Source organism: Prevotella sp. P5-108, assembly GCF_002251385.1.
Classification (GTDB): domain Bacteria; phylum Bacteroidota; class Bacteroidia; order Bacteroidales; family Bacteroidaceae; genus Prevotella.
Genome location: NZ_NPJJ01000026.1, coordinates 48,088 through 61,337, shown reverse-complemented (window position 1 = coordinate 61,337; position 13,250 = coordinate 48,088). Strand labels below are relative to the sequence as shown.

The following is a 13,250-nucleotide window of genomic DNA, read 5'->3' as shown; positions in this document are numbered from 1 at the left end:
AACAAAAATACGCATTAAAAAGCACACTGGCAAACATATTGGCAAGAAAAAATCAACCGACTTTCAAAGTAACGGTTTTCTCGATATTGCGGGCAGCGCTTCTGACCCTCACGGTGACCTCGCCCGCCTGCTTCAGGCTCTGGACGATGAGTACCAGCTTGCCCGAGAAGAGCCGCATGCGGGGCTGGGTAAACGACTCGAGCGAGGTGGCATCGCCGTTGCATGCCGCCTTGAACTCTCCGGCGCCGCTGACCTCGAAGGTGAGCTCGTCGTCGGCAAGCGGACACTCGTTGCCATCGGCATCGAGCATGCTGACCGTGATGAAGGCCAGGTCGTGACCGTCGGCGTTGAGGGAGGCATCATGGTTGTGGTCGCAGCCCTCGACCAAGCACGCCACGCCGGTAGAAACGTGGTCGGGGCAGTCTACCTCGAGGCGTATCTGCGATGGCTCTCCGGCTGTACGGCGACAGTCTTCGCCCACCTTTTCTCCATACTGGTTGTAGGTGACCACGCGTATCTCGCCGGGTTCGTATCTCACGTCGTTCCATCTGAGGCGGTAACGGTCGAGACGGCTTGTCGGGTCCTTGCGCACACGCCCCTGGCTCTTGCCGTTGACGAAGAGCTCGCCCTCGACGCCGTCGGTGTAGCAGTATACGGGTGTAGGCTCTCCCTCACGCCCGCTCCAGTTCCAGTGGGGCAGCAGATGGGTGGTGTGTACACGACCATTCCAGTGGGCACGATACATGTAATAGCGGTCTTTGGGCAGTCCAGCCAGGTCGCAGATACCAAAATAGCTGCTGCGCGAAGGCCAGTAGGTGTCATAGGGCGTGGGCTCGCCCAGATAGTCGTAGCCTGTCCACACAAACTCGCCGATAACCCAGCTGTGGTCATCCTGCATCTGCCAGTCGTCGTCGGGCAGATTGCTCCACGAGCAATACTCGGTGTCGTAACTCGAACACTGGCCGTCGGGATAGGGATTGTTGTTGTGCGCCCCTACCCTTACCGGGAACTTGTATACTCCGCGCGAGCTCACGGTCGATGCCGTCTCAGACCCGAGCAGAAAACCCTGGGGCAACTGTGCCATATTGTTGTAATACTTGTGAACGCGGTAGTTGAAACCCGGCACATCCATCACCTGGGCGAAACCTGAGGCCAAGGATTCTTCGGCCCGGTCCATGCCCTGGGTGACAGGGCGCGAGGGGTCGTACTGGTGGCAGAGGTCCTGCAGACGGCGGGCGATGGCAACGCCCTCTTTGCTCCACTGCTCGGGTATCTCGTTGCCTATACTCCACATGATGATGCTGGGGTGGTTGCGGTGGTGCTTCACCAGATTGGTGATGTCTCTGTCGCCCCACTCCTCGAAGAAACGGGCGTAGCCGTTCTTGCACTTGGGATAGACCCACATGTCGAAGCTCTCGGCCATAACCATCATGCCGAGCGAGTCGCAGAGCTCCATCTGCATGGTAGAAGGCATGTTGTGGGCTGTGCGGATGGCGTCGCAACCCATGGCCTTCATCATCTTAATCTGGCGGATGAGGGCAGCCTTGTTTTCGGCAGCGCCGAGGGGGCCGAGGTCGTGGTGGAGACACACTCCCTTAATCTTACGGCTCACGCCATTGAGCTGGAAGCCGTGTTCGCGGCTCACCGAGATGGTGCGTATGCCGGTCTTGACGGTCTGCACATCGACCAGGCGGCGCCCCTCATAGCGGGCGAGGCTGAGCCGATAGAGCGTGGGCGACTCGGGCGACCAGAGTCGGGGCTCGACCACACGGAGCGTGGTCTGGAACTGGGGGGCGTTGCCCTGCAGCGTGTCGGCAGCCACCACCCTACCCTCGGCATCGGCCAGAGAGACCACGGTGTAGCCACGCTTGCCCATATTGCCTTGAAGCAGAGCGCTCACCTCGACCTGGGCCTCATCGCGGGTGGCACTGAGGGTGCGCACATAGGTGTCCCAGGGAGAGAAGGCGGCATCGCCATAGAGCTCGACATGGACCGGACGGTAGAGACCGCCACCAGGATACCAGCGCGAGCTCTCTTCGCAGTTGTTGAGATGCACCTCGACAAGATTGTCCTTGGAGCCAAACTTGACAAAGGATGTGATGTCGATGCGGAAGGCGTTGTAGCCATAGGCCCAGCGGCCTGCCTCACGCCCGTTGACGCTCACCACGGGTTCGCTCATAGCTCCGTCGAACACCAGTACGGCGCGCTTGTAGCCCTTGGGCAGCGCCAGACGCATGCGGTAATATCCCTCACCTATCCAGGGCAGCGCGCCCGAGCGGCCCGACTTCTCGGTCTTCTCGGTCTCGCCGTTCTGCTCGATGGCGACCATCTGCAGATCCCACTTCTTGTCGAAAGGCCCCGATATAGCCCAATCGTGGGGCACCCGGACGGGTTGCCACGACTGGCCGTCGCGTGAGAAATCCCAGTCGGGGAGGTCGATAACACGGCTTACCTGGGCCCGGCACCCCGTGGAGAGGGCCAACATAAGTGTGGAAGCCAGCAGCAGGGCTTTTGCTATTATATTTTTCATTGTTGTCTGTAATTGTTAGTCGGTTGTTGTATTATTCGTATTTCCAGGTCATGGCGTTGAGGTCGGCGGTGACGGTCACCTCGGTGCCGTTGACATCGTCCTTGAACCAGATGTTCCAGTTGCCGTCGGCTGTAGACAGCTTGAAGAGGTCTGAAGGGTCCGAACCGTAGTTGGCCTGTTGGTCATCCTTGCTCTCACCCACGTAGACAGTCACCACTACCGAGGCGCCGATGAGGGGGGCACCATTTTGTGCATCTGTCACTTTACCCTGGATGGTTCGAGTCTGTGCCAAGACTGGCAGACAGCCCATGAGCAACAATGCCACGAGAAGATAGCTTCTCTTCAGTTGTCTTAAGATTGCGTACATTTTAGTTACTATGTTAGGTTGTTGGTTTTTAACTGTGGCAAAATTAGCCAATAGGGTAAAAACAACAAGACATATATCAGACAAAGATAAAAATAAAACGGACACAAGTGGTCATTTCGCGCGTTTTTGTCCGTTTTGTTGCCAATATGACCGATATGTTGCCAAGAAAGACGGCCTCTTTTATCCACAATCAGACAGATAAACGACTGGGGGTTATCTTTTTTCCGACTTCAAAGTATGAAATGACAAATTCAAGGTGCCAATGATATAATTCGTGATGTGCATTACACGTATCGTGCCATGAATGACAAATCTATCATACGAAAAAAAACGGAGCGAAACCAATGCTATTATTGTAATAATGTGTAAATTTGTCGGCAAGCAGCTTACTGCCTACTCAGATAAAGCCATAATCATGACAGACATAAAGGATAAGAAGATTGCCATATTCGGCATCAGCCGGCTGCGCATGGGAACCGACGGCAAGGGCATCACCACCCTGGTCGCAATGATGGGCTGCCCGCTGAAGTGCAGGTATTGCCTCAACGACCGCTGCCACTACGATGTGGGCGGCAACGGCGACGGCAGCGAAGGCCACACCCTGACGCCCGGAATACACTGGGTCACGCCACTGGAACTCTACGAGATGGTGAAGATGGACAATATCTACTTCCAGACCACGGGCGGAGGCATCTGCTTCGGTGGCGGCGAGCCCACGACGCAGCACGCGTTCATCACAGCCTTCATCCCGCTCTGCCCCAGCCACTGGAGGTTCACGATAGAAAGCTCGCTGTGCTGCACCACCGATGCCATAGAGGCACTGGCACCCCATATCGACGAGTGGATAGTCGATGTCAAGGATATGAACAGCTATATCTACAGGGAATACACCTCCGCCGAACCGGTAGTCAAGGAGCGGCTCGCCGAACTCATGAAGCTGGTGCCCGAAGAGAAGATTAGGGTCAAGGTGCCGCTCATCCCCGACTTCAACACCGATACCGATGTAGAGCGGAGCGTCGACGAGCTACGGGCGATGGGCTTGACGCATATAGAGAGAACCGAATACATCGTCAAGCCATCCAAATAGCATATATATAATAAGGTATAGACAGAGGGAGGATAGCTACGCATCGACCGGCAGCCCCTCTACACGCAGACCGCCGCTGAAGTTGGCCCTCGGGCTTGTCTTCAGCGGCGGTCTGTTAGTATTTTTTGGCGGGAAGGTCATCTCGGCGGGCGTAGAAGTCATCTCGGCGGGTGCGGAGACAATCTCGGCGGGCGTGGAGGTCATCTCGACGGGTGCGGAGACAATCTCGGCTGGTGCGGAGACATCACCCAGCGAAGCCGCGATGAAGCCCACCCTCGCTTCAGCGCTTCAGCGCCTCGAGGATATGGTCTCTACACTGCTCCATTATCCACTTGGGCGTGCTCGTAGCCCCACATATACCTATGGTCTTGACTCCGTCGAGCCAGTGCAGGTCTATCTCCGACGGCTGCTCGATGTGGTGGCTGTTGGCGTTGACGCGCAGACACTCATTGAAGAGCACCTTGCCGTTGCTGCTCTTGTGGCCGCTCACAAAGAGTATCATGTCGTGGCGGGCGGCAAAGGCGGCAATGTTGGGCATACGGTTGGCAACCTGGCGGCAGATGGTGTCAAAGCTGCGGAAGGTGGCTTGGGGAGAGATATGCGCCTGGATGTAGGCTATGAGGGCATGAAACTCGTCGAGCGACTTGGTTGTCTGCGAGTAGAGGTAAATGTCGCGGTCGAAACAGAGATGGCTGGCGTCGTCAAGGTTCTCTACCACGATGGCGTTGCCATCAGTCTGACCCACGAGACCCAAGACCTCGGCATGGCCGTTCTTGCCAAAGATGACAATCTGTGCCTGGGGATTGTCGTCATACTGGCGCTTGATGCGGCGTTGGAGCTGGAGCACCACAGGACAAGTGGCATCGATGATTTCTATATGGTTGCGCTCGGCGGTGGCATAAGTAGCCGGCGGCTCGCCATGCGCACGCAGCAGCACCTTGACATCGTGGAGCTGAGACAACTGGCTGTGGTCTATAGTCTGCAGTCCCTGCAGATGGAGACGCTCTACCTCCATGCCGTTGTGCACGATATCACCCAGGCAGTAGAGCGTATCGCTGCGTGAGAGTTCTTCTTCGGCTTTGCTGATGGCGGTAGTCACTCCGAAGCAAAATCCGCTACCGCTGTCTATTTCTATCTGTATCATCAGGATAAGGATCTATCGTTTTACATCTACGGCTATCACCACCTTGGCATTGTCGGGGTCGTTGGTAATCATCAGTATGCGTGGCCGAGTACGCACCTTGTGGAGCGCCGATGCCACGGCGGTCACGCGCAGACGAGCCGACGCGCCGGGAGCTATCTTGCGGGTCGAGAGCGACACCTCCAGTCCGGCGGTAAACATCTGTATGTTGCGTATCTCGAGGTCGGTGCGTCCGTTGTTGGTGATGATAATCTCGCCGCGCTTCTTCTTTTTACCGTCAAAGCTGCCCAGGTCGAGGTAGGTGGCAGAGAGGCTCATCTTGGGGGCATACTGACGGGTGGCGTCGGTGATATTCTTAAACGAGGGCAGCAGCACCGCCGACACCTCGATGGCCTTGTCGGCAGAGACGCGCTCACCGGGATTGCTGCCCAGGTAGATGGTGGTCTGGGTGAGTCCGAAGTCGCGCAACTTGTCTGACAGCAGCGTGAGGGTCACCACTCCGGGACGCCCGGCGGCTATCGTCGACGGCGACACTTGTGCCTCGAGGTAGTTGGGCAGGTGCATCACCTGCGGGCTCACTGCCTTGGAGGTGGGGTTGAGGATATTGATGCGGAAGAAGGGTCGCTCGCCACGGTTGACGTCATCATATTCCACGTCGGTCTTGTCGACACGCAGGTCGCCGAGCTCGAGGGGGAAGTCGCCGGTATAGTCGATGACCTCTTCCACGACCACGCCACGCAGGGTGAGATACACGGGCTTATTGCCGCCATCGACATAGAGCGCCAGCTCTTTCTGGAAGTGTCCCAACTGACGGGCGTCATAGACAGCGCTTACCTTGAAGGTCTTGCCGTTGGCTATGGCCTGACTGGGGTAACTTGCCACTGTGCATCCGCAACTGCTGCGCACTTTGGCGATGGTGATGGGACGCCCGCTCTGGTTGCGGGCCTCAAACTGTACGGTCACGGGGCGGCGATACTGCACCTGTCCGCAGTCGATGGTGGGTTGGGCTACTGTTATCTTCTGTGCCATAAGCGCCATCGGCGCCACGCACAGCGTGAAGAGGGTCATCACCAGACGGTGAGAGTGTGAGGATAGGTTCATTATGGTCATATTATGGATTTACGTGGATGATTTCACCGGCAGCACGACCGGCAAAGGATGGACTGTAGGCACACTGCACGGTGCACTGACCTGCCCGGTAGTCGCCGGCACGGTCTACATAGTAGGAGGTCTCGATGACATGGGTGCCCTTGCCCATCCGGTCGAAATAATAGGATGTGCGGCAGTCGCGCAGGGCCTCATAGCAACCCTGACGATAACCGCTCAGCTGGACGACGGGCTCCAGACACGCAGCGCGCTTGTCGGTGACTTCGACAAAGTCGTAGTCGCGGTCGGCGCGGATGATGATACGCACGGTTACCTTGTCGCCCACGCCGAGGTGGGTGCCTCCGACAACTTGGCGCTCGATGCTGAAACCTTCACCGGCCTTCTCTACCTTGTCGGATGGCAGCATCATCGAGGCATAGACGGCACCCCAACTGGTGTGGGGCTGCTGCTTGGTGATGGCTATCGAGTTGACGGCGCCGTCGGCCTGCCAGGTCTGCGCGCCGATCATCGGCACGCTGGTGTCGGCTTCCATCGGCTTGCCGTCGATGGTGATGCGTGTGCCTGTGGCTGGCGCGAGGGCCGAGCCGTTGTCCTTGAGGAAGGCATAGATGGCGTTTACGCTGTTTATCGGTGTGTCCCAAGCCGTCGTACGCTTCTCCTGCAAGAGCCACTGCCGCATCTCGTCGATGGCAACGCTGTCTTGGGGAGCGAGCAGACCCATTGCCTCGATGGTGGCTACCTGTGTGGGGATGCGGTAGCTGCACCAAGAGTAGCCGGCAAGCGGAGTATCGTAGTAGCGACCCATGCCGTCCTTGTAGACGGTAAACTCGCGCGCACTCTTCAGGCACTCCTTGGCCCTGGCATCGCGTCCGTAGAGGGCGAGCACCACGGCGCTCTGCGCCTTGTCGGCGATGGTGGCCACGTGCTTCTGCTTCTCCATGATATCGAGCAGATAGTCGATGGTGGGGGTTGCCTTGCGCCCGGCGAGTGCAGAGGCGTAGAGATAGCGTGTCTCGATATAGTCGAGGCGGTCGGTCGTATGGTTCTTGGGGTCACGTTTCTTCATTTCCTCCACGCGCTGTGCCATCACTCTGTCCAATGCTGTCAGTGCGTTGTCCAGGATATTCTGCGTGGCGGTCTGCTTGCCGACGATGCGGTCGAGCCTTGCCAGCGTCTCTGCCACGGCGGCAGTCATATAGACGTTGCCTGTCATGCCTTTCCACCATGCCAACGTACCGTCTTCGTCCTGCAGGTCACCGAGGCGACGCAGGATAGACGACTGCGAAGCAGCCAGCTGGTTGGCATCGAGGTATCGGGCCAGACTATGCATACGCTGGGTGTCGCGGGCGGCATCCATGAGCCACGGGGTTTCAGCCAGAACGGTCTGCTTCAGACTCTCGTTCTTTTCCAGCACACCTGTGAGCGACTCATCGGGACGCTGCTGCCAGAGGCTTATAGCCTGGGCGATAGCGGGCGAACTGCCGATGATGTGCTGGGCGATGGCGTTGGCATAGTAGGCGGTGACGAGGCTCATGGCGTTGTCGCCCGAGGGGTTGGCCATCGACGGCAGAGCCTGTATCATGAGCCATGCGGGGTTGTCGGTATATTCTATAGTGGTATGCGTGCGCGTGGCGCCGGCGGAGTATAGGGATGTCAGGTCTATGGTGTGGGTGCCGGTGCCCGTGAGGGTAAACGGACGGGTGTTGACCACCTGTTCACGGTCGGGCAATACGGGCAGATAGTGCTGTTCGCCATCGGCAAAGTCGCTGCCGGTAGCCATAGCCTTGCACACCACAAGAGTCTCGTCGGTAGAGAGGTCGAAGGCGAAATAGAGGGTAGCCGCAGCCTTGGCGTCGACATCAAAGTTCTGCTGACGCGCCACGAGGGTGCGACTGCCGTCGGCGGTGGTGAGCTCCAGACGCAGTCGGCCGCTCTGGCGATGGTCCGAGGCATTGGTCACACGCACGGCGATGGTGGCATGGTCACCATTGCGCACAAAGCGGGGCATATTGGGCTGCACCATCACCTTCTTCTGTGCCACGGCGAGGGCTTCGATGGTGGTAGCATTGAGGTTGCGGTCGTGTACGAGGCCCTTGAACTTCCACGTGGTCACCGACTCGGGCAGACGGAAGCTGATGGCGATGTCGCCCTTGGCATCGGTCTGCAGGGAGGGATAGAAGAAGACGGTCTCGTTGAAGTTCTCGCGCAGAGAGGCCCACTCGGGCTCCTTCTCTGTCTCGGTGACCGACGGCTCGGGCATCGCCGCATCAGACGCCAGTTTGTCCTTGACCCTATTGGCACGGGTCGACTCGGCGCTGGCTACTCCCCTCACAAAGAGCTCCCTGCCTGCAGATGCCGAACCGGCATACATGGGGCCTGCGGTGCGATAGAGGAACCGGCAGGGCCACGCCGTAAGTTGCGAGAGCGACAGGTCGGGCTCTACCAGCATCTTGGTCTCGAGATAACTGTACAGACCGATACTTCGGCTGTAGGGTATGCGCCAGTCGGCATTGTAGAGCCGGCTTGCGCCATACTCGTTGTAGAAGCGCCAGTCATGGGCATAAATGGCATCGAGCGAATGGTCGTAGAGCGAGGCTATGAGCTGGGCGTCGGCGGGCTTGCCGTCGGGGCGGCTCACGTGGAGGGTCCACGTTTCCTGCTGTCCAGGCACGAGGCGGTCGCGGAAGGTGGTCCAGCGTGCCACAAGCCGCTTGTCGGGCATAGGCCGCATGATGCGCTGGGTGTGTATGTAGCGGCGGCCGTCCTTGACCCAAGCATAGGTGAGGGTGAGGGCGTCGCCATAGTCATCGCGGTAGGTGAAGTCGCGCAGATGGAGCTGGCCCTTGAGGTGGAGCGAGCCGCTCTCTATCACGCGGTCGTCGGCAAAGAGACTGTAGACGACGTACTGTTCGGGGGCAGAAGAGCCAAGTTGCAGCCTTACCTTGTCCTTGCCCTTGAAGCGGGTGCCGCTCAGATAGAACCAGTCGGGGGTATCGATGGGGGCACGGCTGTCGGTAGCGCTGAAGAGTACAAACGGGTGTACGAGGGTGTCGCTGTCACACACGGCGGTGAGCACATGGCGGCCGCTCTTCAGCCCCTTGAGGAGGGCTCTCAGGTCTACCGCCTCGTTGGCCTTGGCGGTATAGCTATGCTTGCCGAGGGTATAGCTCACGGTGCCTTCGATTTTCTGACCGGCGCTGTTGCGGTAGTCAAAGCGTATGGAGCCGATGCTGTCGCGCTCTATCTGGTCTGCCATGTCGCAGCTGAGCACTGTAGGACGCGTACCAAGGGCTACAGAGGTCTGGGCGTCGTGGCTCTCTCCGGCGGCATCGGTGACGGTGGCGCTGACATCAAAGGAGTAAAAGACCTGACGGTCGTAGTCGGCATCCTTGACCGTGAGGGGCAGACGCAGACCGAAGCGGCCCTGACTGTCGGTGACCGCAGCGGGCAACTGCTCGACATGGCTGTCACCGCGACCGAAACGCCACCACCACAGTCCTATCCGGCGTGTAGACTTGGCGCTCACCTTGGCGTGCTGCACAGGCACTCCGGCATAGGTCATCACCCTACCGGTGAGCAGGAGCGTGTCGCCAGCCTCGTAACGGGTGCGTATCGTGTCCCATTCTATCTTGAACGTAGGACGCTTGTATTCCTCGACCCTGAAACTGGTGCTGAGCGAATAGGGCATGTCGCTGTCTATGTAGTATCTACCGGTGAGGCCGGTGGCGGGCAGCACAAACTGGCTGTGGGCGGTGCCATAGCTGTCGGTGGTCACCTTGTGCTCGGCTATCACCCGGCTGTTGGCGTCGTGCAGACGTAGGGTGAGGTCGCGACCTGTGATGGCGTCGCCTTGGGTGGCGCTGCTCCTGTAGGCTCCCACCACAGCCACCTGCACGGTCTGTCCGGGACGATAGATGCTGCGGTCGGTAAAGAAGCTGAACCGCTCTTCTGCCTTGGACTTTAGGTATGAGAGCATCGACCATGTCTGACCAAACGGACTGTTGATGTCCATGCCCGAAGTAGCGCGCATATAGCTGCCTCCCCACTTGCCCGTGCAGAGCGCCTCGCCCTTGCGGTTGACGCGGATGACGGTGTCCTGGTCGCAGCGGCGCATGTCGCGTCTGATGATGATGGATGCCTCAGGCACGGGGTTTCCCGTTGTAGCGTTTACCACTACCAGCCTCATATTGGCAGTGCCCTTAGCCGACTGGCTCTGCACCATCAGGAGCAGGTCGCTTACGGAGAGAAGGGCATACTGGGGCTTCACGCCCTTGACATCGGCCTGCACCTCGACCAGATAACTGCCCAAGGGCAGCGGGGCGAGCGTGGCAGAGTCGGAGAGCAGCTTGTAGTCGGCATGGCCGATATACTTGCGCACCACCGTCTGCACGGGTGTCTTGCCTGCGTCTTGTCTGAGCGTCTCCACCAGTTTGTCTGTCTGTTGCAGAGACTCGCTACTGATGTCGGCATAGGGCTTGCTGAGCCGATAGACATTGAGGGTGAGTTGGTGGATATTGCGTATCGAGTTGATATGTATCTTGCGCTCCTTGCCGGGCAGCATCTGCCGCTCCTGGAGACTGATGTTGAACTGGGGCGCGGTGAGGTCGGTGCGCCTGTTGCGCAGGATATTCATGCGGGGCCATGCTCCCCACTTGGCTATAGCCCAGTCTATGTATCTTATGCGGCGCTCTACGATGTCTTTAGCATCTTCATCCATAGCCTCATAGTGGTCTATGGCCAGCTCGCCACACTCGTCGAGGTCTTGGTATACATTGATGAGCGAGTCTATGGCGTGCTGGTAGTGCTGCTTGCCGCTGCGGGTGTAAAGCCAGTCGCTGTGGTTCTCACGCAGGTCGAGGCAGGCGGCCAGACAGGCGGCGCGGCGGTTGCCGTGGGCTTCGTAGTAGCGGTTGAGCAGCCCATACTCCTTGGCCTCACCAGCCACAACGTGGAGCAGGTCGCCTCCGAACGCCTTGCTCATATCCCGGCGCTCCACGGCAGGCTCGTAGGTCTTGGCCTGGGTCTTGGCGAGCAGGTCGGGGTCCTTGAGGGCGCGGGCAAAGCAGTCACGACTCTTCTGCTGATAGGCTTTGCGGTTTATGCCTCTCTGCTGCATGGCGTAGAGCTTGCCCAGGGCGGTGGCATAGACGGCGCGCAGCACGGGCGACTTGGCGCGCTGCTCTTCGGCAGCCATCTGCGCAGCCACGGCGTCGAGTGAGTCGGGCGATATCTGGATGGTCAACCCTCCACGGGCTATCTGTGCCTTGACCAGATGGCCGTAGGCTTTCTCGGCAGTGGCGCGCACGATAATCTTGTCGAGCACGGCGATGGCAGTGCGTGGCTGCCATGCGGCGGCAGCCTTGTCGTAGCGCTGCCAGAGCGAGGTGTAGGTGTCGGCAGCCGATGCCCGCACCACGGCGATGAGCATCAGAGTGAATAATATGACCGATTTCTTCATTATTGTCAGTTCTGTAGTTACTATATCGCAAAATTAGTAAAAATAGGTGGTCACTACAAGAATATTTATATAAATGTCATTAAAAAAGCTCATTGTTTGTCATTTTGTCTTGACCGCTGCCCCACCCGACTCTATCTGGCTCGCGGACGCTGCCATCCACAGGCTGGGACTGCTCGGAGAGAGCGCCGCGATGATGCGTAAAACAATCCCCGCAGCCGACTGTCGACTGCGGGGATTTTGCGATATGGGCTATACTCACCACCCTACTTGGCGGCGCGGTACTGATACCGTCCTCCGGTGATGTCCTGAAGACTGAGGTGGCGATAGAGGATGTCGTACATCTCGGTGGACTGACTGCCCAGACGGAAGTGGACGCCATGGTCTTCATAGATGAAGCAGATATCGCCATTGCCGTCGAGCGCCATGGATGAATAGGCAGAATAGCCTTTGGTAATCTCGTGGCGCTGCCATCCGTCGGCCCAGCTGTCGGGAGTGGCCCAACTGTCGGCTGTGTCGAAGGCTTTCCAGTAGATAGAGACATGGCTGCGGCGTTCAAGGTTGGTGGGATGGTTGCCAGGGGTGCCACGGGGCACCGACTGGAGAGCCACATAGACGCGGCGGCCGTCGGCATCGAGGGCTGGAATGAAGAGTATATCGCCATTGCAGTTGTTGTTGATGGTGGCTGTACCGCCGTCGTGCTTCTCCGAGGCTACAGGCTCTGCCCAACTGCCGTCCTGGCATTGGCGGTCGGCGTAGGTGAAGATGTTGAACCATCGGCCGTCCTGACCGCTGCGACGACAACTGAGCAGCACGCGGCCGTCGGGCAGCTCTTCTATCTTGGCTTCATCGCCCTGTGGGGCTGGACGGGCGTCGGCACCGCCGAGGGGTACCCATGTGTGGCCGAAGTCATCGGAGTAGACGACCAGACTGCCCTCATTGGTCACCACGGCTGAGTAGAGACGGTAGTAGGTGCCATGCTTGACAAGTCGGCTCTGGCAGATGCGGCCGCTGGTGAAGAAGAGGCGGAAGATATTGCCATGACCGCGATAGAGGTCATAAATCTGCGAGGTCACATCGCCACCGTTCCAGGTGTAGCCGTCGTCGAGGCTGTAGTAGCGGCCTACCTTGAGTACCTTGGAGTAGTCGCCGGGTACATCTACACGCGACCTGCCGTAGCCCACTTCGCCCGAGCCGGTCATAATGAGCATGCGGCCCGTCTCGCGGTCGCGCACCACGGCGGCATCGCCATGGCTCTGGTCGAAGTTGCCGCTGCCAAATCCCATGACGGCGCAGCGGGGAGCGGTCCAGGTCTGTCCGCCGTCGTTGCTGTGGCGTACCTCGATGCTGATGTTGCCCACCGAACCTACATCGCCCCAACTGGTGGCGTCGGTCACGCCCGAGCGGTTGTCGGAGAAGGCTATGACGTGGTTGTCATACGCCACGATGGCGGGAATGCGGTAATACTTGTGACTGGCGGTGTCGGTCTTCCACAGCGTGGTCTGTGCGCACGCGGCAGTGGCGACGACGACCATGCCAAAGGCTGTAAGGATTGTCTTCATA

General features: G+C 58.8%; 8 protein-coding genes. 1 reads left to right on the top strand and 7 read right to left on the bottom strand.

Annotation, left to right across the window (positions count from 1 at the left end):
• Positions 1–52 precede the first annotated feature (52 nt).
• Both CIK95_RS04510 and CIK95_RS04505 read right to left on the bottom strand, forming a co-directional pair.
• The gene (locus tag CIK95_RS04510) at positions 53–2,530 is read right to left on the bottom strand and encodes a glycoside hydrolase family 2 TIM barrel-domain containing protein (protein WP_371591372.1); all 2,478 of its coding nucleotides are present in this window, start codon (positions 2,528–2,530) and stop codon (positions 53–55) included.
• Between the two features lie 31 nt (positions 2,531–2,561).
• Positions 2,562–2,897 carry a susC outer membrane protein gene (locus tag CIK95_RS04505; protein ID WP_022311284.1) on the bottom strand — a complete coding sequence of 112 codons (336 nt, stop codon included), beginning with the start codon at positions 2,895–2,897 and terminating at the stop codon, positions 2,562–2,564.
• A gap of 361 nt (positions 2,898–3,258) precedes the next feature.
• Between CIK95_RS04505 and CIK95_RS04500 the strand changes: the two genes are divergently transcribed.
• On the top strand, positions 3,259–3,984 hold the full coding sequence (locus CIK95_RS04500; RefSeq protein WP_158215090.1) for a radical SAM protein: 726 nt from the start codon (positions 3,259–3,261) through the stop codon (positions 3,982–3,984).
• Between the two features lie 36 nt (positions 3,985–4,020).
• Here the strand turns inward: CIK95_RS04500 and CIK95_RS13120 are convergent, their stop codons facing one another.
• The 5 genes from CIK95_RS13120 to CIK95_RS04480 all read right to left on the bottom strand — a co-directional run bounded on the left by CIK95_RS13120 (position 4,021) and on the right by CIK95_RS04480 (position 13,249).
• Positions 4,021–4,188, bottom strand: a complete 168-nt coding sequence (locus CIK95_RS13120) for a hypothetical protein (protein WP_158215089.1) — start codon at positions 4,186–4,188, stop codon at positions 4,021–4,023.
• Positions 4,189–4,264: 76 nt separating this feature from the next.
• Positions 4,265–5,128, bottom strand: a complete 864-nt coding sequence (locus CIK95_RS04495; RefSeq protein ID WP_022311286.1) for a 4-hydroxy-3-methylbut-2-enyl diphosphate reductase — start codon at positions 5,126–5,128, stop codon at positions 4,265–4,267.
• A gap of 12 nt (positions 5,129–5,140) precedes the next feature.
• Complete coding sequence (locus tag CIK95_RS04490; RefSeq protein ID WP_254046007.1) at positions 5,141–6,235, bottom strand: DUF1573 domain-containing protein; 1,095 nt, start codon at positions 6,233–6,235, stop codon at positions 5,141–5,143.
• 1 nt (position 6,236) lies between these two features.
• Entirely contained in the window at positions 6,237–11,690 is a 5,454-nt protein-coding gene (locus tag CIK95_RS04485) for an alpha-2-macroglobulin family protein (protein ID WP_094466394.1), read from the bottom strand.
• Between the two features lie 263 nt (positions 11,691–11,953).
• Positions 11,954–13,249, bottom strand: a complete 1,296-nt coding sequence (locus CIK95_RS04480) for a sialidase family protein (protein WP_094466393.1) — start codon at positions 13,247–13,249, stop codon at positions 11,954–11,956.
• Position 13,250: the final 1 nt, after the last annotated feature.

Bases quoted from the DNA above. Each gene is read 5' to 3' on its own strand.
- CIK95_RS04485 (WP_094466394.1), bottom strand. From the start codon at position 11,690: ATGAAGAAATCGGTCATATTATTCACTCTGATGCTCATCGCCGTGGTG.
- CIK95_RS04500 (WP_158215090.1), top strand. From the start codon at position 3,259: ATGTGTAAATTTGTCGGCAAGCAGCTTACTGCCTACTCAGATAAAGCC.
- CIK95_RS04480 (WP_094466393.1), bottom strand. From the start codon at position 13,249: ATGAAGACAATCCTTACAGCCTTTGGCATGGTCGTCGTCGCCACTGCC.
- CIK95_RS04490 (WP_254046007.1), bottom strand. From the start codon at position 6,235: ATGACCATAATGAACCTATCCTCACACTCTCACCGTCTGGTGATGACC.
- CIK95_RS13120 (WP_158215089.1), bottom strand. From the start codon at position 4,188: ATGACCTCCACGCCCGCCGAGATTGTCTCCGCACCCGCCGAGATGACT.
- CIK95_RS04495 (WP_022311286.1), bottom strand. From the start codon at position 5,128: ATGATACAGATAGAAATAGACAGCGGTAGCGGATTTTGCTTCGGAGTG.
- CIK95_RS04510 (WP_371591372.1), bottom strand. From the start codon at position 2,530: ATGAAAAATATAATAGCAAAAGCCCTGCTGCTGGCTTCCACACTTATG.
- CIK95_RS04505 (WP_022311284.1), bottom strand. From the start codon at position 2,897: ATGTACGCAATCTTAAGACAACTGAAGAGAAGCTATCTTCTCGTGGCA.